Origin of the sequence: Streptomyces sp. AV19, assembly GCF_015999245.1 — a bacterium.
In the GTDB taxonomy this organism is placed as follows: domain Bacteria; phylum Actinomycetota; class Actinomycetes; order Streptomycetales; family Streptomycetaceae; genus Streptomyces.
Map to the genome: position 1 here is coordinate 215,660 of NZ_JAEAMR010000004.1, position 22,059 is coordinate 237,718.

At 71.4% G+C, this 22,059-nt stretch carries 17 protein-coding genes and 1 pseudogene; 6 read left to right on the plus strand and 12 right to left on the minus strand.

The window, feature by feature from the left end; genetic code table 11:
• The 4 genes from I5Q34_RS05735 to I5Q34_RS05750 all read right to left on the minus strand — a co-directional run.
• The coding region (locus tag I5Q34_RS05735) for a maltokinase (RefSeq protein WP_199891051.1) at nt 1-1,231 on the minus strand (1,231 nt) is incomplete at its 3' end.
• Between the two features lie 446 nt (nt 1,232-1,677).
• Nucleotides 1,678-3,405, minus strand: coding sequence for a maltose alpha-D-glucosyltransferase (gene treS / locus I5Q34_RS05740; protein WP_199891052.1), 1,728 nt, complete (start codon nt 3,403-3,405; stop codon nt 1,678-1,680).
• Entirely contained in the window at nt 3,402-5,405 is a 2,004-nt protein-coding gene (locus I5Q34_RS05745) for an alpha-1,4-glucan--maltose-1-phosphate maltosyltransferase (RefSeq protein WP_199891053.1), read from the minus strand. Before I5Q34_RS05745 ends, treS begins: the two co-directional genes overlap by 4 nt.
• A 507-nt stretch (nt 5,406-5,912) precedes the next feature.
• Nucleotides 5,913-6,815, minus strand: coding sequence for a helix-turn-helix domain-containing protein (locus I5Q34_RS05750; protein ID WP_199891054.1), 903 nt, complete (start codon nt 6,813-6,815; stop codon nt 5,913-5,915).
• Nucleotides 6,816-7,001: 186 nt separating this feature from the next.
• Between I5Q34_RS05750 and glgP the strand changes: the two genes are divergently transcribed.
• Nucleotides 7,002-9,629 carry an alpha-glucan family phosphorylase gene (glgP, locus tag I5Q34_RS05755; RefSeq protein WP_199891055.1) on the plus strand — a complete coding sequence of 876 codons (2,628 nt, stop codon included), beginning with the start codon at nt 7,002-7,004 and terminating at the stop codon, nt 9,627-9,629.
• A 35-nt stretch (nt 9,630-9,664) separates the two neighbouring features.
• Here glgP and I5Q34_RS05760 read toward each other — a convergent pair whose 3' ends face one another.
• The 3 genes from I5Q34_RS05760 to I5Q34_RS05770 all read right to left on the minus strand — a co-directional run bounded on the left by I5Q34_RS05760 (nt 9,665) and on the right by I5Q34_RS05770 (nt 11,262).
• Nucleotides 9,665-10,306: a TetR family transcriptional regulator gene (locus tag I5Q34_RS05760; RefSeq protein ID WP_234428507.1), complete on the minus strand. Its 642-nt coding sequence runs from the start codon at nt 10,304-10,306 to the stop codon at nt 9,665-9,667.
• An 84-nt stretch (nt 10,307-10,390) separates the two neighbouring features.
• Entirely contained in the window at nt 10,391-10,864 is a 474-nt protein-coding gene (locus I5Q34_RS05765; protein WP_199891057.1) for a thiol-disulfide oxidoreductase DCC family protein, read from the minus strand.
• Complete coding sequence (locus I5Q34_RS05770) at nt 10,861-11,262, minus strand: hypothetical protein (RefSeq protein WP_199891058.1); 402 nt, start codon at nt 11,260-11,262, stop codon at nt 10,861-10,863. The genes I5Q34_RS05765 and I5Q34_RS05770 overlap by 4 nt, the downstream gene beginning before the upstream one ends.
• 344 nt (nt 11,263-11,606) lie before the next feature.
• On the opposite strand from I5Q34_RS05770, the gene I5Q34_RS05775 reads away from it, so the two are divergent.
• The 4 genes from I5Q34_RS05775 (at nt 11,607) to I5Q34_RS05790 (ending at nt 13,541) form a co-directional block, all read left to right on the plus strand.
• Nucleotides 11,607-11,813 carry a hypothetical protein gene (locus I5Q34_RS05775; RefSeq protein ID WP_199891059.1) on the plus strand — a complete coding sequence of 69 codons (207 nt, stop codon included), beginning with the start codon at nt 11,607-11,609 and terminating at the stop codon, nt 11,811-11,813.
• Complete coding sequence (locus I5Q34_RS05780) at nt 11,797-12,321, plus strand: DUF6879 family protein (protein WP_199891060.1); 525 nt, start codon at nt 11,797-11,799, stop codon at nt 12,319-12,321. Before I5Q34_RS05775 ends, I5Q34_RS05780 begins: the two co-directional genes overlap by 17 nt.
• Nucleotides 12,305-13,141 (plus strand): Scr1 family TA system antitoxin-like transcriptional regulator, encoded by an 837-nt coding sequence (locus I5Q34_RS05785; protein WP_199891061.1) that lies wholly within the window; start codon nt 12,305-12,307, stop codon nt 13,139-13,141. The genes I5Q34_RS05780 and I5Q34_RS05785 overlap by 17 nt, the downstream gene beginning before the upstream one ends.
• Nucleotides 13,142-13,202: 61 nt before the next feature.
• The gene (locus I5Q34_RS05790) at nt 13,203-13,541 is read left to right on the plus strand and encodes a hypothetical protein (protein WP_199891062.1); all 339 of its coding nucleotides are present in this window, start codon (nt 13,203-13,205) and stop codon (nt 13,539-13,541) included.
• Here the strand turns inward: I5Q34_RS05790 and I5Q34_RS05795 are convergent.
• The 3 genes from I5Q34_RS05795 to I5Q34_RS05805 all read right to left on the minus strand — a co-directional run bounded on the left by I5Q34_RS05795 (nt 13,523) and on the right by I5Q34_RS05805 (nt 17,866).
• Entirely contained in the window at nt 13,523-13,663 is a 141-nt protein-coding gene (locus I5Q34_RS05795) for a hypothetical protein (protein ID WP_199891063.1), read from the minus strand. The genes I5Q34_RS05790 and I5Q34_RS05795 overlap by 19 nt on opposite strands.
• Nucleotides 13,664-13,748: 85 nt before the next feature.
• Nucleotides 13,749-15,305 carry a M4 family metallopeptidase gene (locus tag I5Q34_RS05800; RefSeq protein WP_277965641.1) on the minus strand — a complete coding sequence of 519 codons (1,557 nt, stop codon included), beginning with the start codon at nt 15,303-15,305 and terminating at the stop codon, nt 13,749-13,751.
• A gap of 269 nt (nt 15,306-15,574) precedes the next feature.
• Complete coding sequence (locus I5Q34_RS05805; protein ID WP_199891065.1) at nt 15,575-17,866, minus strand: M4 family metallopeptidase; 2,292 nt, start codon at nt 17,864-17,866, stop codon at nt 15,575-15,577.
• 441 nt (nt 17,867-18,307) lie between these two features.
• Here I5Q34_RS05805 and I5Q34_RS05810 point away from each other — a divergent pair, with 441 nt between their 5' ends.
• Entirely contained in the window at nt 18,308-19,102 is a 795-nt protein-coding gene (locus I5Q34_RS05810; RefSeq protein ID WP_199891066.1) for an ATP nucleotide 3'-pyrophosphokinase, read from the plus strand.
• A gap of 17 nt (nt 19,103-19,119) precedes the next feature.
• Here I5Q34_RS05810 and I5Q34_RS05815 read toward each other — a convergent pair whose 3' ends face one another.
• Nucleotides 19,120-20,961, minus strand: a complete 1,842-nt coding sequence (locus tag I5Q34_RS05815) for an ABC transporter ATP-binding protein (RefSeq protein WP_199891067.1) — start codon at nt 20,959-20,961, stop codon at nt 19,120-19,122.
• Nucleotides 20,958-21,719, minus strand: a pseudogene (locus I5Q34_RS05820) (ABC transporter ATP-binding protein); the annotation flags it as partial. The pseudogene I5Q34_RS05820 and the gene I5Q34_RS05815, both read right to left, overlap by 4 nt.
• Nucleotides 21,720-22,059 lie beyond the last annotated feature (340 nt).

Here is a 22,059-nt window from a genome sequence, read left to right on the forward strand (position 1 = left end):
GGGCGGGGGGGGCCCCGGGGCCGCCCGCCCGGCCGACCGCCGCGGCGTAGTCGAACGAGCGGAGCATGCCCGCGACGTCCTGCTCGACGGGCTGCGGCCGGCGGCGCTCGGCGAGCGGCCGGGCCGGCTCGCCCTCGAAGTCGATCAGCGACCAGCGGCCGTCGGCGGCCGTGCGCAGCGCCTGTCCCAGGTGCAGGTCGCCGTGGACGCGCTGGGCCCGCCGGGAGGTGACGGCGGCGTGGTGCGCGGTCAGTTCGTCGTACGCGGTGCGCAGCGCGCGGCGGTAGGGGCGCAGGGCCGGGACGGCCTCGGCGGCGGCGTCGAGGCGCCGGTGCATGGCGTCGGCGATGCGGGCGAGGCGCTCGTGGTGCAGGACGGTGGTGGGCAGGGCGGTGGCGAGGGCGTGGTGGACCTCGGCGGTGGCGTGGCCGAGGGCGCGGGCGGAGACGGTGAAGCCGGCGCCGGCGGCGAGGGCACCGAGGGCGAGCTGCCAGCCGTCGGCGGAGCCGGGCAGATAGGGCTGGAGGATGCCGAGCGTCATCGGCTCGCCGCCGTCGGGGGCGTCGGCCTCGAACCAGGCGGCGGGGGCGGGGACCCGGGTGCAGCCGGCGCGGGCGAGGGCCCTGGGGAGTTCGAGGTCGGGGTTGATGCCGGGGCCGACGCGGCGGAAGAGCTTGAGGATGAACGTATCGCCGTACACCACCGAGGAGTTGGACTGCTCGGCGCCCAGCGGCCGGGGGGCGAGCCCGGCGGGGATCCCGGCGTCCGGCTCGCGGCCGAAGCGCAGCGGCCCCAGGCGTCCCGGGACGCGCAGCCGTTCCAGCAGGAGGGCGGCGAGGCGGGGGTCGGCGAGCCCCTCGTAGACGGCGCGGCCGCGCAGCGGGCCGTCGTCGGGGCGGCCGATGAGGGCGGGGGCCAGCCGGTGCGGCAGCAGATCCTGGACGCCGAGCAGCAGTTGGTAGCAGTCGTCGGCGCCGGTGGCGGGCTGGTGGGCGCGCACCAGCAGGTGGAGCAGGCCGGGGGCGGCGCCGCCGGCCTGCAGGATCTCGGCCGCGGCGACCGGGGTGAAGCCGGTGACGGGGCTGCCCTTGCCGGCGAACCAGCGCTGCCGGGGCAGCCACTGGGCGAGCAGCGGGGCGAGCGAGGGCAGCAGGCCCGGGCCGGACGGCGGTGGCCCCGGGCTCGCCGTCCGGTGGGGGGCCTCGCGGCGGGGCGGTGCGGCGTCCGACATGGCGTCGTGTCCTTTCCCCGGGGCACACGACGGATGGGGCACGGTGTCCCGGATTGCGGCTTTGGCCAGTGTGCGGTGCGTGGGGGTTCCCCCGCCGAAGGCGGCGGGAGTGTCTCGCCAGGATCGTCCGTGCGGCACTGCCTTTTTCCGGGGGCCAACCCCCGGACCCGGCCGACTGTGTCTTCCCGGGGGCCAACCCCCAGACCCCCGGCCGACTGTGTCTTCCCGGGGGCCAACCCCCGGTCCCCCGGCCGACTGCATCCTCCCGGGGGCCAACCCCCGGTCCCCCGGCCGGAATCACGGGCCCACCAGGTGCGCCGGACGGGAAACCCGGGGCGAGCCATAGTAAGGAGCGTGCCCCGGGCCCGGGTGGGGAAACCGCCGTGCGCGTCGGCCCGGGCCGCCGCGCACGAAGCGGTCGGTGAAGCGGTCGGTGAAGCGGTCGGTCAGGCCCCGGCGGCCGGCGCCGTGCGGCGCAGCCGGAACCAGTAGAAGCCGTGCCCCGCCAGCGTCAGCAGATACGGCAGTTCGCCGATGGCCGGGAAGCGGACGCCACCGATGAGCTCCACCGGATGACGGCCGTTGAAGGCGCGCAGATCGAGCTCGGTCGGCTGTGCGAAGCGGGAGAAATTGTTCACGCACAGGACCAGGTCGTCCGTCCCGTCCCGCTGGGGGGCCTCCCGCAGGAAGGCCAGCACCGCCGGGTTGCTGGAGGGGAGTTCGGTGTACGAGCCGATCCCGAACGCGTGGTTCTGCTTGCGGATCTCGATCATCCGCCGCGTCCAGTGCAGCAGCGAGGACGGACTGCTCATCGCCGCCTCGACATTGGTGACCTGGTAGCCGTAGACCGGGTCCATGATGGTCGGCAGGAACAGCCGCCCCGGGTCGCAGGAGGAGAACCCGGCGTTGCGGTCGGGCGTCCACTGCATCGGCGTCCGCACGCCGTCGCGGTCGCCGAGCCAGATGTTGTCGCCCATGCCGATCTCGTCGCCGTAGTAGAGGATCGGCGAGCCGGGCAGCGACAGCAGCAGCGCGGTGAACAGCTCGATCTGGTTGCGGTCGTTGTCGAGCAGCGGGGCCAGTCGGCGCCGGATGCCGATGTTGGCACGCATCCGCGGATCCTTGGCGTACTCCGCGTACATGTAGTCGCGTTCCTCGTCGGTCACCATCTCCAGCGTCAACTCGTCGTGGTTGCGCAGGAAGATGCCCCACTGGCAGCCCGAGGGGATGGCCGGGGTCTTGGCGAGGACCTCGGAGACCGGGTAGCGCGACTCGCGGCGCACGGCCATGAAGATCCGCGGCATGACGGGGAAGTGGAACGCCATGTGGCACTCGTCGCCGCCCCGGGCGTAGTCGCCGAAGTAGTCGACCACGTCCTCCGGCCACTGGTTGGCCTCGGCCAGCAGCACCGTGTCCGGGTAGTGGGCGTCGATCTCGGCGCGCACCCGCTTGAGGAATTCGTGCGAGCGCGGCAGGTTCTCGCAGTTGGTGCCCTCCTCGGCGAAGAGGTAGGGGACCGCGTCCAGCCGGAAGCCGTCGATGCCCAGGTCCAGCCAGAACCGCAGGGCCGCGAGGATCTCCTCCTGGACCGCCGGGTTCTCGTAGTTGAGGTCCGGCTGGTGGGAGAAGAACCGGTGCCAGTAGTACTGCTTGCGGACCGGGTCGAAGGTCCAGTTGGACGTCTCGGTGTCGATGAAGATGATCCGCGCGTCCTGGTACTGCTTGTCGTCGTCGGCCCAGACGTAGTAGTCGCCGTACGGGCCCTCGGGATCGGTGCGGGACTGCTGGAACCAGTCGTGCTGATCGCTCGTATGGTTCATGACAAAGTCGATGATGACGCGCATCCCGCGCTGGTGGGCCGCGTCCACGAACTCCACGAAGTCCGCCAGGTCACCGAACTCCGGCAGGACGGAGGTGTAGTCCGAGACGTCGTACCCGCCGTCGCGCAGCGGCGACTGGAAGAACGGCGGCAGCCACAGGCAGTCGACGCCGAGCCACTGCAGATAGTCCAGCTTGGCCGTCAGCCCCTTCAGGTCCCCGATGCCGTCGCCGTCGCTGTCCTGGAAGGACCGTACGAGGACCTCGTAGAACACCGCGCGCTTGAACCAGTCGGGATCCCGGTCCTTCGCGGGAGTGTCCTCGAACATGTCCGGTACGGGCTCATTGACGATCATGGTGTGGGTGACCCTCCGATCGGTGAGGACGGTCGCAGCGAGAACACGTGCGCGGGCGCGATCGAGCGGCCCGGCTCAAGGCGCACATAGTTGTCCCTGCCCCAGTGATAGGTCTCGCCGGTGAGCTCGTCGCGCACCGGGACGGACTCGTGCCAGTCGAGGCCGAGATCCGGCATGTCCAACGAGACCGTCGCTTCCTGGGTGTGGTGGGGGTCGAGGTTGACGACCGTGAGGACGCAGTCGCCGCAGGGGCCGCCGGTGCGCTTGGAGTAGGCGATGACCGCGTCGTTGTCGACGTGGTGGAAACGCAGGTTGCGCAGGCGGCGCAGAGCCGGGTGCCGTCGCCGCAGCCGGTTGAGCACGGTGATCAGGGGAGCCAGGCTGCGCCCTTCGCGCTCGGCCGACTCCCAGTCGCGCGGCCGCAGTTGGTATTTCTCGGAATCCAGGTACTCCTCGCTCCCCGGGTGCGCGGGGACGTTCTCGCACAGCTCGTAGCCGGCGTAGACGCCCCACGACGGGGAGAGCGTGGCGGCGAGCACGGCCCGGATCTCGAAGGCCGCCCGGCCGCCCTCCTGGAGGTAGGCGTGCAGGATGTCGGGGGTGTTGACGAAGAGGTTGGGACGCATCACCGCCGCCGATTCGCGCGACAGCTCCGTGAGGTAACCGGTCAGCTCCTGCTTGGTGTTGCGCCAGGTGAAATAGGTGTAGGACTGCTGGAAGCCGATCGCGCCGAGCGTGCGCATCATCGCCGGCCGGGTGAACGCCTCGGCCAGGAACACCACATCGGGATCGGTACGGCCGATGTCCGCGATGACCTTCTCCCAGAAGACCACCGGCTTGGTGTGCGGATTGTCCACCCGGAAGATGCGCACACCGTGGCCCATCCACAGCCGCAGCAGCCGCAGCGTCTCCCGCACCAGGCCGTCGAAGTCGGCGTCGAAGGCGAGGGGGTAGATGTCCTGGTACTTCTTGGGCGGGTTCTCCGCGTACGCGATGGAGCCGTCCGCCCGGTGGTGGAACCACTCCGGGTGCTTGTCCACCCAGGGGTGGTCCGGGGAGCACTGCAGGGCGAAGTCGAGGGCGACCTCCATGCGCAGCTCGCGTGCCCGGGCCACGAAGTGGTCGAAGTCCTCGAAGGTGCCCAGGTCCGGGTGGATCGCGTCGTGCCCGCCGTCCGCCGAACCGATCGCCCAGGGGCTGCCCACGTCGTACGGGCCCGCGCTCAGGGCGTTGTTGGGACCCTTGCGGAACGAGGTGCCGATGGGGTGGACCGGCGGGAGGTAGACGACGTCGAAGCCCATCGCCGCCACGGCCGGCAGCCGCTTCGCCGCCGTGCGCAGCGTCCCCGTGCGCGGCGGGCGGCCCTCCTCGGCGACGGCGCCCTCCGAGCGCGGGAACAGCTCGTACCACGAGCCGTACAGCGCCCGTTCGCGCTCCACCAGCAGCGGCACCGGACGCGTCGTCGTCACCAGCTCGCGCAGCGGATGCTCCGCCAGGGCGGCGGAGACGGCGGGGGCCAGCGCCGCCGCGAGGCGGTCGGCGACCGGGCGGTGCGCGTCCCGCAGGGCGTCGACCGCGGCGAGCACGGCCTCCCGGCCCCCGTTCTTGGGCACCCCGCCGGCCGCCCGCTCGTACAGCCGGGCGCCCTCCTCCAGCACCAGATCCGTGTCGATCCCCGCCGGGATCTTGACCCGGGCCGCGTGCCGCCACGAGGAGACCGGGTCGCTCCACGCCTCCACCGCGTACGTCCAGCGGCCCTCCGCGTCCGGGGTCACCTCGGCGCCCCAGCGGTCGGTGCCCGGCGCCAGTTCGCGCATCGGCGTCCAGGGGCCGCACCGGCCCGTCGCGTCCCGCAGCACCACATTGGCGCCCACCGCGTCGTGGCCCTCGCGGAAGACCGTCGCGGTGACCTCGAAGGACTCGCCGACCACTGCCTTCGCGGGTCTGCGGCCGCAGTCCACGAGCGGGGCGAGGTCCAGGACGGGAATGCGACCGATCATGCAATCACCTGGGTTCCGAGGAAAACCGGAGGCAAGGCCCGGAAGCTGACGTGGGATCTGGCGCGTTCTGTTCTTTCTAGCCGCTGCCCCGGCGACCGGCCGGACGCGGGCATGAGTACACCTGCCCGCGTTCACCCGGGTGGGCGGCGGAAAACCTGAAGAGCGGGAAAAGCGGAATCACACAAGAGGTCTTTCCGGGGTCGGGCGGGGTCGGGGGGAGGTCCCGTACACCCGTGGAGCTTTCCCACCCGGCCCTGGCGGGCATGCCCGCACCGCCCGGCCTACCGGTGCGTAGTTCCCCTGGTACCGCCCGGCGCAGGCGGCGGGACCTCCGTCACTCGTAGGGAGTCTCCCCGCTGGGCCGATCGTGTGCAATGTGACGAAAGGGGGTAGGCGACGGCCGGATGGGGGAACGGCGTCCCGGCCCGGCCTTCGAAGGCCGTAGCGACATCTGGCCTTCGAACACCCTGGTGTAGTCGGGACGTATTTCTCCCTCGTACCGGCGCATCAGCGCACGGTCGGCCTCTGGCGGTCGTGTTCCACGCGCGGCGCCGGTGCCGTCAGGGTGGAAGTCAGCAGCCGCAGCGCCGCCTCCGACGGCGAGCCCGGCTCGGCGCTGTACGCCAGCACCGACTGCGCCGCCCCCTCCGCGGCCGGCGCCCGCAGCATCTCGTACGAGAGGGTCATGGCACCCACCAGCGGATGGTGGAAGTCCTTCGTCCCGCTCGTGCACGACAGCACCTTGTGCCGCGCCCACAACGCCGTGAACTCCGGGCTCTTCATGCACAGTTCACCGATCAGCTCGGCCAGCGCCCGGTCCTCCGGGTGCTCCCCGGCCTCCAGCCGCAGCGCCGCCACCGCCCGCCGGGCCTCCAGCTCCCACCGCGGGTACAGCTCCCGCGCGTGCGGGTCCAGGAACAGCATCCGCTGGGCGTTGGGCCGCGTCGCCGGCCGCTCCGGGGCGTCCGCCGCCAGGTGGCCGCCCGTCAGCGCGTGCCCCAGCGCGTTCCAGTGCAGGACGTCGTAGCGGTGGTCCAGGACGACCACCGGGACCTCGCCCATCGCCTCGGCCAGCTGACGCACCCCGGGCCGCACGCCCGCCGGGCGGGGAGCGGGACGCCGGGTCGCCCGGCCGGGCCGGGCCAGGTTCCGCAGGTGCGCGTGCTCGTCCGCGTCCAGCCGCAGCGCCCGCGCCAGCGCGTCCAGCACCCCGTCCGAGGCGTTGACCGACTGCCCCTGCTCCAGCCGGGTGTAGTACGCCGTGCTCACCCCGGCCAGCAGCGCCAGCTCCTCCCGCCGGAGCCCCGGCACCCTGCGCTGCCCTCCGTACGACGGCAGCCCCACGTCCTCGGGGCGCAGCAGGGCGCGCCGGGTGCGCAGGAAGTTCCCCAGTTCGGCGGGAGTGTCCATGGGACCGGAGGTGTGCGGGGGACCGGATGCGTGCAGGGGACCGGATGTGTGCATGGGCCACAGTCAACCGTGAACGGGCCCGTTCCCGCCTGCCCCTGCCAGGGTCAGGCAGAACAGGGTCGGGCAGAAGCGGGCACTTGGCGTCTTGGGCCGCGACCGCGGTCCCGCGCCGCTACCGTCGTCCACGTGAAGGCCATTCGTCGATTCAGCGTGCGCCCCGTCCTTCCGGAGCCCCTACGACCGCTCAGCGAGCTGGCGCGCAATCTGCGCTGGTCCTGGCACCCCGAGACCCGTGAGCTGTTCCAGAACCTCGACCCCGGGGGATGGCGGGACGCCGACGGCGACCCGCTGCGGCTGCTGGGCGCCGTGCCCGCCGCCCGGCTCGCCGCCCTCGCCGAGGACCGCCGCTTCCGCCGGCGCCTCGCGGCCGCGGCCGACGACCTGCACGACTACCTCACCGGCCACCGCTGGTACCAGGAGCAGCCCGCCGGACTGCCGGCCGCGATCGCCTACTTCTCGCCCGAATTCGGCATCACCGCCGCCCTGCCGCAGTACAGCGGCGGCCTCGGCATCCTCGCCGGCGACCACCTGAAGTCCGCCAGCGACCTCGGCCTCCCGCTCGTCGGCGTCGGACTGCTCTACCGCCACGGCTACTTCCGGCAGTCCCTCTCCCGCGAGGGCTGGCAGCAGGAGCACTACCCGCTGCTCGACCCCAACGAGCTCCCGCTGACCCTGCTGCGCGAGGACGACGGCGCGCCCAGCGTCGTCTCCCTCGCCCTGCCCGGCGGCCGCTCCCTGCACGCCCACATCTGGAAGGCCGAGGTCGGCCGGGTGCCGCTGCTGCTGCTCGACTCCGACGTCGAGGAGAACGCCAGCGGCGAGCGCGACGTCACCGACCGCCTCTACGGCGGGGGCAGCGAGCACCGGCTGCTCCAGGAGATGCTGCTGGGCATCGGCGGCGTCCGCGCCGTGCGCGCCTACTGCCGGCTCACCGGCCACCCGGCGCCCGAGGTCTTCCACACCAACGAGGGGCACGCGGGCTTCCTCGGCCTGGAACGCATCCGCGAACTCGCGGCGAACGGGCTGGACTTCGACGCGGCCCTGGAGAGCGTCCGGGCCGGCGCCGTCTTCACCACCCACACCCCCGTGCCGGCCGGCATCGACCGCTTCGACCGCGGCCTGGTCGCCCGCCACTTCGCCGACGACGCCGAACTCCCCGGCATCGACCCGGACCGGGTCCTCGCCCTGGGCGCCGAGGACTACCCCGGCGGCGACCCGGCCCTGTTCAACATGGCCGTCATGGGCCTGCGCCTGGCCCAGCGCGCCAATGGCGTCTCCACCCTCCACGGCCAGGTCAGCCGTCAGATGTTCGCCGGCCTCTGGCCCGGCTTCGACTCCGACGAGGTGCCGATCGGCGCCATCACCAACGGTGTGCACGCCCCCACCTGGGTGGCCCCCGAGGTCTTCCGCCTCGGCGCCCGCCGGGTCGGCGCCGGCCGCACCGAGGACGCGCTGACCCTGGGCGGCTCCGACCGCTGGGACTCCATCGTCGGCATCTCCGACGCCGACATCTGGGAGCTCCGCCGCACCCTGCGCGAACAGCTCGTCGAGGAGGTGCGCGAGAGGCTGCGCGCCTCCTGGCGCGAGCGCGGCGCCGGCACCGCCGAACTCGGCTGGATCGACGGGGTGCTCGACCCCGACGTCCTCACCATCGGCTTCGCCCGCCGCGTCCCCTCCTACAAGCGGCTGACCCTGATGCTCCGCGACCGCGAGCGCCTCACCCGGCTGCTCCTGGACCCCGAGCGCCCGGTCCAGATCGTCGTCGCGGGCAAGGCCCACCCGGCGGACGACGGCGGCAAGCGCCTCGTCCAGGAGCTCGTCCGCTTCGCCGACGACCCGGCCGTCCGCCACCGCGTCGTCTTCCTCCCCGACTACGGCATGGCCATGGCCCAGAAGCTCTACCCCGGCTGTGACGTCTGGCTCAACAACCCCCTCCGCCCCCTGGAGGCGTGCGGCACCTCCGGCATGAAGGCCGCCCTCAACGGCTGTCTCAACCTCTCGGTCCTGGACGGCTGGTGGGACGAGTGGTACGAGCCGGACTTCGGCTGGGCCATCCCCACCGCGGACGGCTCCGGCACGGACGAGGAGCGCCGCGACGACCTGGAGGCGGCGGCCCTCTACGACCTGCTCACCGACCGCGTCGCCCCGCGCTTCTACGACCGCGGACCGGACGGCCTGCCCGGCCGCTGGATCGAGATGGTCCGCGGCACACTGGCCTCGCTCGGCCCCAAGGTCCTCGCCGGCCGCATGGTCCGCGAGTACGTCGGCCGCCTCTACCACCCGGCCGCCGAGGCCCAGCGCGCGCTGACCCCCGACGCGGCCCGCGAGCTCGCCGCCTGGAAGTCCCGCGTCCGCGCCGCGTGGCCGGGCGTCGCCGTGGACCACGTCGAGACCGTCTCCGACGGCCCGTTGAACGGCACGGCCGAGCTCGGCTCCACCGTCACCCTGCGGGTCTCCGTCGCCCTCGGCGGCCTCGACCCCTCCGATGTCGAGGTCCAGGCGCTGGCCGGGAGGGTGGACGCGGCCGACCGCCTGACCAGCACCTCGGCCTTCCCCCTGAAGCCCGCCGCGGCCCCCGCCCTGGACGGCCGCCTCCTCTACGAGGGCTCCCTCACCTTCGACCGCACGGGGCCCTTCGGCTACACGGTCCGCATCCTCCCCGCCCACCGACTGCTGGCGCAGGGCGCGGAGATGGGCCTGGTGGCGGTACCGGCGGAGGCTTCGGGGGAGGCGGCGGGGGTGCTGATGCGGTAGCCGACGCGGGGCGGGTGGTCAGGGCCGGGGCACCGCTACTTCTTCCGCATCGCCGCCGTCTGCGCCATCCCCGGCAGGAAGTCCGTGAACAACTCGTGCACCTCGTGGACGAGCGGCCGCAGGACGCGGAAGCGGGCCAGGGAGACGCCCCGGGCAGTCAACCTGGCCCCCCGCCCCGCCAGCCGCAGACTCCGCTCACGCCCGGGCGACCGGTCGAACACCCAGTACAGCACCAGCCCCATCTGCGACAGCCACATCAACTCCGGCAGCACCTCCGCCAACTCCGCCGGAACCTTCGCCTTCGAGCCCGCCAGCACCTCGCGGTGCACATCGATGGCCGCCTCACGGGCGTGCTCCGACTCGGCCGAGAAGGGACTGAGCGGGCTTTCCGGATCGGCGGCGTTCTTGAAGAACTGGGCCGCGAACTCGTGGTACGGCGCCGCGATCTCCAGCCACGCCCGCAGCACCCCGGCCAGCCGCGCCTCCAGGTCCGTCTCCCGGTCGAGGACGTCGCGGACCGCCGCCCGGTGCTCGGCGGCGATCCGGTCGTAGAAGCCCTGGATGAGGTGTTCCTTGCCGGCGAAGTAGTAGTACGCGTTGCCGACGGAGACCCCGGCCTCCTTGGCGATGGCCCGCATCGTGGTCCTGTCGTAGCCCCGCTCCTGGAACAACCGCATCGCGGTCTCCAGGATCAGGGTGCGGGTCTGCTCGCTCTTGGCCTTCGCCGGCTGGGGCTCGTTCTCTGCTGGCACGGTCAGAGCCTAATCGGGCACGGCGCAGGTGCTGTCGCAGCCCGCTACCGGGTCGTACACCCTCCGCTCGCCGAGCCGCCGCCGCAGCTGCGCCTCGCGGTACTTCGCCGCGGTGAGTACCGCGTTGCGGGCGAGGCGCATCCCGGACGGGGTGCTGAGCCGGTGGGCCAGCGGCCGGTAGCTGTCCAGCGCCCAGAGGCACACCACCCAGGCGGCGGCTCCCCGGTACACCTGCCCGCCGTCCCCGACCACCGTGATCTCTTCCAGTGTGGCCGCGTGGTCGAGGCCCGGCAGGCTCCGCCTGGCCTCCCGCGAACCCGCCGGCACCAGCTCCAGCGGCACCAACTGCCGCTGCCGGACCAGCCAGTCGCGCACGAACGCGCACAGCGGGCACCGCGCGTCGTACAGCACGGTCAGCCGGCGGACGGCCGGGACGTCCCCTCCGGCGTCCCGGTCGCCTCCGACGACGGCGGTCGCCGTCATCCCTGCACCTGCGTGTACGCCTGCGGCAGCACCGGCGGGTTCTGCTCGCGTTCCAGCAGCCCGCGCCGGCGGAACTTGTTGAGCGCGAAGACGTTGCCCAGGTGCATCAGACCGAGCACGAGCAGCACTACCCCGAGCTGACGCGAGAGCGCCTCGAACACCCCGCGGGTGTTGCCGATCGTGCCGTCATCGCGCAGATACAACGCGATGAATCCCAGGTTCACCAGGTAGAACCCGACCACCAGCAGGTGGTTGACGGCGTCCGCCAGCTTCTCGTTCCCGTGCAGCACGTCCGCGAGAAACACCCGCCCGTTCCGGCTGAGGGTGCGGGCCACCCAGACGGTAAGGCCGATGCTGACGGCGAGGTAGATGACGTAGGAGACGACGGTGAGGTCCAAGGTCCTCACTCCTTCTTGAACGCGTTCAAAAACTGCTGACGGCTGTGACTGTAGACCTGTTTTTGAACGCGTTCAAGTGGACTGCCCCGCATCGCTTGATGAGGTGTTCAGTGCCAGGCGACGCGGGACCTTGCGGGAGCCGCCGCGACCGGCGCGCCGACCCTGTGCCGCCCCGCGAGCGTCTCGTTGCCGGGAGACGGTCACGTCGGGGCGACGAGTCGGCGCGCCTCCCCGGTTTATGCAATGACGCGCATAGTCGCGTTCCTGCATGGACGGCCCACCCGCCGCGCTCGTACTGTCATGACAACTGGCCCGCAGGGGGTCTGAGTTAGGGGGTTCGTGACGTGGCTCGCGAAGAACTGACCCGGCTGACCGGCAGCGGAAACGGCAACTGCAACAACGACGACTGCCCCAACGTGTACCGCACGGCCACCGGATCCTTCCTGGTTCAGGGCGAGGCATCCGACGCCTTCAAGCCCCCGGCGGGGGAAGGGATCGTGGAGATCCCCGAGAGCGTGCTGAGGGAGGCTTTCCGTGTTCTTGGATGGTGAGAACTGGACGGCGAAGGTCCAGGGCTTCAAGCGGGAGGCGTGGCGGCTTGAGACACTTCCCTGGTACAGGGTGCCCGGCGAAGACGGTGACATCCGCGACTTCTTGGCCGGGCACCGAATCGATCCACAGAACTACTCCTCCGGGTACACGGAGGGCCTGCGCAGGATCAGGGCGGAGGGAAGGTCCAAGGGGCGCGTTCACATCGTCACACGACCTCTGACGGACTACCTCCGCTTTGAGTTCATGTACTACGAGGTTCATTCTCTGGCCGGGGATGACATTCGCATCCTCGATGTGACCGACCGGCCCAACCCCCTGGAAGGGGTGCAGGACTTCTGGCTGTTCGACAAGACAGAAGTAGTCCTCATGAACTACGAGGCGGACGGCACTCAGATCAGCCGGGAACTCTACGAGGGTGACCCAGCCCCGTACATCGAATACCAGCGCGTCGGACTCGCGGAATCGGTGCCGCTCAAGGAGTACGTGAACGGTGGCCATCGAGCCTGACCGGCTGGACCAGTCGGGACGTGAACTAGCGGCCATCCTCAAGCGTCTCCGCAAACAAGCCGGGCTCTCAGGGGTCCGGCTTGCCGCGCGTTGCAACATGTCCCAATCCAAGATCAGCCGGATTGAGGGCAACAAGAGTCGTCCGTCACTGCTGGATGTGGAACAGCTCCTCCGGGGTCTCCATGCATCCCCTGCCGTTGCGGCCGAGGTGATGGCCCTGGCCAGGATCGCTCAGACGGAGTGGCAGGACGGGAGGGCGCTCCGAAGGAAAGGGCTCGACAAGAAGCAGGTGCAACTGGCCGGCCTTGAGGCATCGTCCACGACTTTCCGGTACTTCCTGCTGTCCATGATCACGGGACTTCTGGCCACACCTGAATACATCCGTTCCAGTCTGGCTCAGGCTCCATCGGAGCAACAGGCCAAAGCCGTTGCCATGAAGCTCGACCGCCAAAGGGTTCTGTTCGACCGGTCCAAGCGTTTCACTTTCATTCTGACCGAGCAGGCTGTCAGGTATCCGCTCATCCCGCCTGATGAACTGGCGTTGCAGATCGACCGGCTGGCCTCTCTCACGCATCAGCCGAACATCCGGCTCGGCGTAATCCCCATGGGAGTTCACTTCACCTCCGGGGCGTTGAACACGTTCACGGTTTATGACGAGACTCTGGCGACCGCTGAACTCGATCTGGGGGCGATCGTGTTCCGTGACGGCCGGGACGTGCAGGACCTGATTCTCCGGTTCACCAGGTATGAAGATCACGCACTTTTCGGAGAGCAAGCCAGGGAAAAGCTCACGGAGTGGGCGGCTGTCTGCCGATCATGATCTTTAACCCAAGGCGTGCATAAAACTGGCCTCGTCGGCTCGCCAGTCCCACGATGTGCCAATGACCACGGACATCGAAGCAGCCGCACAGCAAGCCGACGCCTTCCTGGCAGGCAAGAGGAAAGCCGACGACATGGCTTTCATGCTGGGTCGTGTGCTGGCGGAGATGGGCGTCAGGGTCGGCGACAGGGACTCGTGGCCGCAACTCACGGGCCGCGCCTCCCTCTCCGGAGAGCCGTACGTGTACCTGGGTACGGTGCCGATGGCCACGGCACGGAAGCTGACCGATGTCCTGATCTACGCGGAGTCGGTGAAGCGGAGCCGGTGGGATCAGCGCGGCTCCGGTCACGACGCCGGGCGAGGCGCCCGTACCCACCTCGATCAGGAAGGCTCGTCATGACCGACCTGTACAGCCTGAATCTCGTCGGCGCCCGGGGCGGCCTGTGCCGGGGCAGTGGTGACGCCCGTGGCGAGGAGGGCGGCGACGGTGGCCGTGCCGACGGCGGCGGTGGGACGGGGCACGCGGGGAACTCCTGATCGATGGCGGGGAAAAACGACGGCGAGCGGCCGCCCGGAGGAGTTCCGGGCAACCGCTCGCCGCAGTGGGCTACTTGACGTTCACGCCGTCCCAGGCCGCCTGGACCGACTTGTACTGGCCGCTCTTGGTGCCGTACAGGTCCCGCGCCGCCTTCAGGGTCGCGGAGCGCGCGCCCTTGAAGTTGGTGGTGGAGGTCATGTAGCGGGTGAGGGCCTTGTACCAGATCTTCTCGGCGGTGCCGCGGCCGATGCCGCGGACCTTCTTGTTGCCCCAGGTCGGGCTGTTGTAGGTGACGCCGTTGATCTTCTTCTTGCCGCTGCCCTCGGCGAGCAGGTAGAAGAAGTGGTTGGCCACGCCCGAGGAGTAGTGGACGTCGAGCTTGCCGACGTTCTTGCTCCAGTAGTTGGCCGAGTGGCCGTCCTTGCTGGGCTTGTCCATGTAGCGCAGCGGCTTGCGGTCGCCGCGGAAGTTGATCTGCTCGCCGATGAGGTAGTTGCCGCGCGCCTTCTTGTTCTTGGCGTAGAACTCGACGGCGCTGCCGAAGATGTCCGAGGTGGCCTCGTTCAGGCCGCCGGACTCGCCCTTGTAGCGCAGCTTCGCGGTGGCCGAGGTGACGCCGTGGGTCATCTCGTGGCCGGCCACGTCCAGGGACGTGAGCGGGTTGTTGTTGCCGCGGCCGTCGCCGTAGACCATGCAGAAGCAGGAGTCGGACCAGAAGGCGTTCTTGTAGTTCTGGCCGAAGTGCACGAAGGAGTTGGCGGCCTTGCCGTTGCCCTTGATGCCCTTGCGCTTGTGGACGTTCTTGTAGTAGTCCCAGGTCTTGGCGGCGCCGTACTGGGCGTCCACGGCGGCCGTCTGGCCGTTGCTCTGCCTGCCGTTGCCCCAGACGTCACGGGAGTTGGCGAAGGCGGGGAAGTTGCTGCCGCCGTTCTTGTTCTTGGCGTGGTAAGTGACGTGCCCGCCGCGCGACTTGTCCTGCATGTAGAACTTGCCGCCGGCCTTCACGGAGCCGACCGCCACCTTGCCGTTGTACTGGCCGGTGCCGGAGCCCGTCTCGATGGCCTCGTACTCGTCCAGCGTCTTGCCGGTCGTCGCGTCGGTGACCAGGTGCCGCTCGCTGGGCGTGCCGTCCTTCTGGACACCGGCGATGACGCTCTCGTAGGCCAGGAGGGGCTTGCCCTCGGCCGCCCAGATGACCTTGCGGGGAGCCTGGTTGCGGACGAACGTGCCGATGCCGTCGAGGTTCCCGGCGTCCAGGGAGCGGCCGGCGGTGATCGGGGCCGGGAGCTTCGCCTTGGTGGTGGGGACCTTGATGGTCTCCTCGGTGGCCTTGGTGACGTCCTCGACCTTGCCGCGGGCCGACTTCTGGACGACCACGTCGCCGCCGATGACCGGCAGGCCCTCGTAGGTCCGCTCGTAGCGGACGTGGACGGTGCCGTCCTCGTCGACGATCGTGCCGCGCTCGACGAGCTTCTCCTTGGCGCCGAGGCCCAGGGCCTTGGCGGGGTCCTCGGCGCCGGCGGCCTGGGCCGGGACGGCGGTGAAGCCGGCGGCGAGCAGGGCGGCGGCGATGGTGGCCGCGCTCGCCGCGACGGCGGGACGACGGGCTATTCGGGTGTGGCGCACACAAGCTCCTGGCAGGTGAGGGTGCCGGTCGCGGCGGTCGCGACCGAGCGTCAGTTTGCTCGAACCCGCGTGCGCTTTCCTGTGAATTTCGAGGCGCGTGTGGCTGCGGTTTGGTAAAGATTCGCTGAAGTTTTTGGATCTGACGGTCAATTGGGGCGAATTGCTCATTCCGCTTGGGCTTGGGCTTGGGCACGCGAAGGCGCCGCCCGGGGGAGTCCGCGCTCACCCCGGGCGGCGCCCGGTCCAGTCGTTCTCAGGAAGTCACGGCGTCAGAAGGTCAGCCGCCACTTGTCGATCTGCCCCGAGTCACCGGAGTACACGTCCCGGACCTGGAGCTTCCAGGTGCCGCCGGCCGCCACGCCGGAGGCGTCCACGGTGTACGTCTCGCTGACGTCCGCGTCGGAGTCCCAGGCGTCGGAGTCCTTCAGGCGCCAGGTCTTCCCGTCGGGGGCCACCAGGTCGACCGTCAGGTCGCCGCGGTAGGAGTGGGTGATGTTGACGTCCGCCTTCAGCGCCGACGAGCCGTTGCCGCTGCGGGTGACGACGATGGGCGAGGTGACGGCCGCGCCCGCGTCGGGGATGGCCACCGCGGTGCCGTTCTCGAAGACGCTGTCCCCGCCGGTGGTGTTGACGGTCCACTTGAAGGATGCCGAACCGGTCTTGCCGGCGCCGTCCTTGGCCGTCACCGTCACATTGCTGGTGCCGGTGGCGGTCGGGGTGCCGGAGACCAGACCGGTCGAGGAGTTGATCGTCAGGCCGGCCGGCAGCCCGGTGGCGGACCAGGTCAGCGTGCCGGTGGTGCCCGTCGCCTTGAGCTGGAGCGAGACGGCCTTGTCGACGACGCTGGTCTGGTCGCCGGGGCTGGTCACCGAGACGCCGGTGGTGGCGCGGCTGCCGACGTTGATGCCGGCCCAGGCGTTGGCCACGTTGTTGTATGTCTCGCTGCCCACGCCGAACAGCTCGCCGGCCGCCCACAGCGTGGCGTCCCGCGCGCCCGCGTAGTTGGTGTTGGAGCGCATCCGCTCGGTCAGCGCCTTGAACCAGATCTTCGCGGTGTTGTCCCGGCCGATGCCGGTGACGGGCAGGCCGTCGGAGGTCGGGCTGTCGTACTGGACGTTGTTGATGACCTTGCTGCCGCTGCCCTCGGAGGCCAGGTAGAACCAGTGGTTGGCCGGGCCGGAGGAGTAGTGGACGTCGATGCCGCCGAGGCCGGAGTACCAGGCGTCCTTGGAGCGGCCGTCCTTGCTCGGCTTGTCCATGTAACGCAGCGGCGTGCCGTTGCCGTTGATGTTGATCTTCTCGCCGACGAGGTAGTCGCCCTGGTCGGAGCTGTTGTTGCCCCAGAACTCCACGGCCGCGGCGAAGATGTCGCTGGTCGCCTCGTTGAGGCCGCCGGACTCACCGGAGTAGGTGAGGTTGGCGGTGGCCGAGGTGACGCCGTGGGTCATCTCGTGCGCGGCCACGTCGATCGACGTCAGCGGCTTGGCGTTGCCGGAGCCGTCGCCGTACGTCATGCAGAAGCAGCTGTCGTCCCAGAACGCGTTGACGTAGTTGTTGCCGTAGTGGACCCGGCTGTACGCGCCGACGCCGTCGCCGCGGATGCCGCTGCGGCCGTGCACGTTCTTGTAGTAGTCCCAGGTGAGCTGCGCGCCGTAGTGCGCGTCGGCGCCGGCCGTGGCGGGGTCGCTGTTGGTGCCGTTGCCGAAGACGTCGTTGGGGGACGTGATGATCGAACCGGTGCCGGACGTGGCGTGCTTGAGGTCGTACGTCTTGTGGCCGCCGCGGGTCTGGTCCCACAGCTGGTAGGTGCTGCCCACCTTGCTGGTGCCGATGGTGACCTGGCCGCTGTACATCGTGTTGCCGGTGCCGGTCTTGACGTCCTGGAACTCGAAGAGCTTCTTCCCGGACTTGGCGTCGGTGATCACGTGCAGCCGGCTGGGGGTCCCGTCGTGCTGGACGCCGCCCACCACGGTCTCGTAGGCGAGGACGGGCTTGCCCTGGGCGGCCCAGACGACCTTGCGGGGCGCCTTGTCGGCCTTGGCCGCCTTGGAGCCCTGCGCGCCCGCGGCCTTGACGGCGTCCTTCTCGGCGGTGGCGGCGGACAGCGACGGCGTGGTCGTGGCGAGCGCGAGGCGCTGCTTCGTCGCTTTGGAGACGGTGGCGACCTCGCCGGCCTTGCCGGCCTTCGTCGAGTCGACCACCAGGTCGCCGCCGAGGACGGGCAGACCGTCGTAGGTGCGCTCGTAACGGGTGTGCAGCGTCCCGTTCCTGTCCTGGACGACGTCCCTGACGACCAGCTTCTCCTTGGCCCCGAGGCCCAGGGTGCGCGCGGTCTCCGCCTTCGTCGCGTTGGCCTCGCGTATCAGCTCGGCGCGCTGCGAGGGCGACAACTTGACGGGCAGGGCGCCCGGATCGGCCTTGGCGATCTTCTGCCGGGGGGCCGGCTTCGCGGTGTCCGTGCCCGTGGTGGCGGAACTCGTCTGGACGCCGACGGTGAGCATCGCGGCGGCGGCGACGAGGGCGCCGGTGGCGACGGCACGTCTATGGGGGGTGGATCTCACGTTGACTCCTTCTGCGGTGACCACATGGGTGGTGGTGGCCGATGGGAGAGGGGACGACGTGGGGGCCGTCCGCTGTTCACGGCAGAACCAGTGGAGAAAAAGAGAGGAGAAAAAGAAGGGTTTCGACCGGAGTGGGGGTGAACCTGTGGGGGGTGTTCCAGCGCTGGTCGTGGTGAAGAGTCCCACGGAGCCGAGTTCATGTCAGGAGCGCGTCAACAAGTTGGCCGGAAAATGTCCGTTGGCCAAAGATCGCTGTCCGCATAGCGGGCGGATCCTCTGGATTCCGGGCCGTCAGGTCAAGGTTCGTCCGGATGTGGTCGGCGGGGTTTCGCGCGGCGGGGGCTGTTCGTGTTGAGTCTCTCCTCGGAATCGCCTGCCGCCCCGGGGCCGTCTCCGAGGTGGCGGGCGTTGACCGTCGAGAGAGAGGAACGACGTACTCCGATGAACCTCAGCCGCACTGTTTCACGGGCTGTGACCGCCGCCGCCATGGCCGCGGCGCTCGGCATGGGCACTGTCCATGCTGCCGCCGCGACCGCCCTGACCGACAGGACCGGAAGCGCTGCCGGCGCGGTCAACCGGACGGGCGAGGACGGCGGTTGGCGTGGCGACGGCCTGTCGCTGAGTCCCGCCGACAACGCCAGGGTCGACGCCTTCCTCGACCGGGCCAGGAAGGCCGAGCGCTCCATCAGCCCCCAGGTGCGGGCGGCCGCCCGGCTCAGCCATGCCGAGCTGATCGGCTTCGACCACCGCCTCAAGTCGCCCGACTCGCTCAAGCGCAAGGTCGCCACCTCGATGAAGGAGCACCCGGGCGAGGGGGTGAACGAGGCGCTGGCCGGGATCCGGGACTCGGTGCGCTACACCCTGCAGTGGCCCGACAACCGCTACACCGCGGGCGTCGCCGTGGCCTCCACCGTGCTGTCCGCCTGGGGCAACGACAGCAACCGGTGGTCCAACACCTGGACCCGCCCCAAGGGCTACAAGGCGATCAACTCCGCGTGGCGCGCGCCGCGTTCGCAGCACCTCTTCGAGGCCCAGTTCCACACCCCGGCGGGCAAGCACGCCCAGGAGGTCACGCACGAGCTGTACGAGGAGCAGCGCCTGCCCACCACCACCCCCGAACGGGCCAGGGAGCTCCAGGCGCGGCAGGACGCGATCTTCGCCGCCGTCCCCGTCCCGCCGGGTGCCGACCGCCTCACCGCGCCCCTGTCCCTGCCGCCCGTGCCCGTCGGCCGGTAAGGGCCGGCCGGCAGGGATCAGGCCAGGCTCTCCCGCCACGCCCGGTGCAGCTCGGCGAACCGGCCACCGCCCGAGGTGAGTTCGGCCGGAGTGCCGTCCTCCACGATCCGGCCGTCCTCCATCACCAGCACCCGGTCGGCGATCTCCACCGTGGACAGCCGGTGCGCGATGACCACCGCCGTCCGCCCCCGCAACACCGTGCGCAGGGCGCGCTGCACCGCCCGCTCGCCCGGGATGTCCAGGGAGGACGTCGCCTCGTCGAGGATGAGGACGGCCGGGTCGGCGAGCAGCGCGCGGGCGAAGGACACCAGTTGGCGCTGGCCCGCGGAGATGCGGCCGCCGCGCTTGCGGACGTCCGTGTCGTAGCCGTCGGGCAGGGCGGCGATGAAGTCGTGGGCCCCGATGGCCTTCGCGGCGCGCTCGACGTCCGCGCGGCCGGCGTCCGGGCGGCCGATGGCGATGTTGTCGGCGATCGTGCCGGAGAAGAGGAACGCCTCCTGCGTCACCATCACCACGTTCCGGCGCAGCTCGGCCGTCGACAGGTCGCCGAGCGGGACGCCGTCGAGGAGGACGCGGCCCTCGGTCGGGTCGTGGAAGCGCGCCAGGAGCTTGGCGAGGGTGGACTTGCCGGCGCCCGTCGAGCCGACGACCGCCACCGTCCGCCCGGCGGCGAGCGTGAGCCCGAAGCGGGGCAGGACCTCGCCGCCCGTCCGGTAGGCGAAGCGCGTCGCCTCGAAGACCACCTCGCGGCCGGGCCGCCCGGCCGGGCGCGCCGGCAGGGGACGGGGGGCGGCGGGCTCCGGCACGGAGGGGTGCTGGGCCAGCAGCCCGGCGATCTTCTCCAGCGAAGCGGCCGCGGACTGGTACGAGTTGAGGAACATGCCGAGCTGGTCCAGTGGGTCGTACAGGCGCCGCAGGTAGAGCACGGCCGCCGCCAGGACGCCGAGCTCCAGTGAGCCGGTGGCGACCCGGTGGGCGCTCCAGACCACGATCGCCGCCAGCGCCGTGTTGGACAGCGCCCGGGCTGTCAGGACGTAGCGGCCCATGGCGATCGTCGCGGCCGCGTTGGTCCGCCGGTGGCGCCGGTTGAGCTCGTCGAAGTGCGCCTCGTTGGCGGCCTCCCGGCGGAACGCCTGCACCGGACGGATGCCGTTCATGGTCTCGGTGAACTTCACGATCAACGCCGCGGTCGCCGTGGACCTGCGGCGGTGCACGTCCAGGGACCGGCGCCGGTAGGCGCGGACGGCCAGGGCGAGGGGGACGAACGAGACGACGGCGGCGACCCCGGTGCCCCAGTCGAGCCACAGCAGCGTCGCCGAGACGAGGAGCACCGAGGCGATGATGCCCAGCAGTTCCTGGAGGCCGTCGTTGAGCAGCTCGCGCAGGTTCTCCACGTCCGTGGTGGCGCGGGAGACCAGCCGGCCGGAGGTGTAGCGCTCGTGGAAGTCGATGCCGAGGGCCTGCGCGTGCCGGAAGATGCGGCCGCGCAGATCGAGCAGGACGTCCTGGCCGGCGCGGGCCGACACCCGGACGAACGCCAGCTGGAGCAGGCCCGAGGCCACCGCGCACCCCAGGTAGGCGGCGCCGATGGCGGTGAGCGGACCGTGGTCGCCGCGGCGGACGGCGGGCACGGCCCGGTCGATCGCGTACGCCACGAGCAGCGGGCCGGCCTGCACCGCGGCCTGCTGGAGCAGCAGCAGGACGACGGTGAGCCGTACGCGCCCCCGGACGGGGGCGAGCAGGGAGCGCAGCAGCGCGGGGGAGGCGCCCTCGGGGGCGGGCAGCACGTCCCGGGCGACGGGGTCCTCGCGCCGCTGTTCGTCCTCGGTGTCCGGTGGCCCGGCGACGGCGGAGGTCATCGGGGCGCGTCTCCTTCCGCGGGCCGCCCGGGGAGCGGGCCCGACATCAGCTCGGCGTACTCCTCGCTGGTGCGCAGCAGTTCGTGATGGGTGCCGACCGCGGCGATCCGGCCGCCCGACAGGAGCGCGACCCGGTCCGCGAGGAGCACGGTGGAGGGCCGGTGGGCCACGACGAGGGCGGTCGTGGTGGCGAGCACCTCGCGCAGGGCCTTCTCGACGAGGGCCTCGGTGTGCACGTCGAGGGCGGACAGCGGGTCGTCGAGGACGAGGAAGCGGGGGCGCCCGATCACGGCCCGGGCCAGGGCGAGCCGCTGCCGCTGCCCGCCGGAGAGGCTCAGGCCCTGCTCGCCGACCTGGGTGCGGTGGCCCCGGGGCAGCGCGGCGACGAACCCGTCCGCCCGGGCGACGGCCAACGCCCGCTCCAGGTCGTCCTCCTGGGCCCCCTCCGCCCCCATCAGCACGTTCTCCCCGGCGGTGGCGGAGAACAGGGTGGGTTCCTCGAAGGCCATGGACACCAGCTCGCGCAGCCGCTCGCGGGGGAGCGCGGCGATGTCCCGCCCGTCGAGGGTGATCCGCCCGGCGGTGGCCTCGTGGAGCCGGGGGACGAGCGCGGTGAGCGTGGTCTTGCCGCTGCCGGTGGCCCCGACGAGCGCCATGGTCTCCCCGGGCCGCACGTGCAGATCGACCCCGTCGAGCACGGGCGGGGACCCGGGCGGGGCGTCGGGGTACCGGAAGACGACGTGCTCGAAGCGGAGCCCGCCGTTCGCGTCGGCGGGGGGTCGCGCCGTCGCGCCCGGCCCGGACGCGACCGCCTCCCGCCGGGGAGCAACGGCCGCTCCGGCGGTGGGAGTTCGCCTGCGCGGAGCGGCCGTACGTCCCATGGCCCGCACCGGCGCGGCCGGGCCACGCCCGGGGCCGGCAGCACGCCGGGGGCCGGACACCGGCGCGTCCCCCGGGCCCCGGGGCGTCCCGGGCGCGCCCGCGCCCCCCCCCCCCCCCCGCGCGGGGCGGTGGCCCGCGCGCCGGGGGGGGGGCCCCGGGGTGGCCCGGGACCCCCCCCCCCCCCGCGCCGCCGGGGGCGGCCCCGGGCGGGGCCCC

What these genes read in the sequence shown, in the direction of transcription:
- treS (WP_199891052.1), bottom strand. Translation starts at nt 3,405, where the DNA reads ATGATCGTCAATGAGCCCGTACCGGACATGTTCGAGGACACTCCCGCG.
- I5Q34_RS05745 (WP_199891053.1), bottom strand. Translation starts at nt 5,405, where the DNA reads ATGATCGGTCGCATTCCCGTCCTGGACCTCGCCCCGCTCGTGGACTGC.
- I5Q34_RS05750 (WP_199891054.1), bottom strand. Translation starts at nt 6,815, where the DNA reads ATGGACACTCCCGCCGAACTGGGGAACTTCCTGCGCACCCGGCGCGCC.
- I5Q34_RS05760 (WP_234428507.1), bottom strand. Translation starts at nt 10,306, where the DNA reads ATGCGGTTGTTCCAGGAGCGGGGCTACGACAGGACCACGATGCGGGCC.
- I5Q34_RS05765 (WP_199891057.1), bottom strand. Translation starts at nt 10,864, where the DNA reads ATGACGGCGACCGCCGTCGTCGGAGGCGACCGGGACGCCGGAGGGGAC.
- I5Q34_RS05790 (WP_199891062.1), top strand. Translation starts at nt 13,203, where the DNA reads ATGACCACGGACATCGAAGCAGCCGCACAGCAAGCCGACGCCTTCCTG.
- I5Q34_RS05810 (WP_199891066.1), top strand. Translation starts at nt 18,308, where the DNA reads ATGAACCTCAGCCGCACTGTTTCACGGGCTGTGACCGCCGCCGCCATG.
- I5Q34_RS05815 (WP_199891067.1), bottom strand. Translation starts at nt 20,961, where the DNA reads ATGACCTCCGCCGTCGCCGGGCCACCGGACACCGAGGACGAACAGCGG.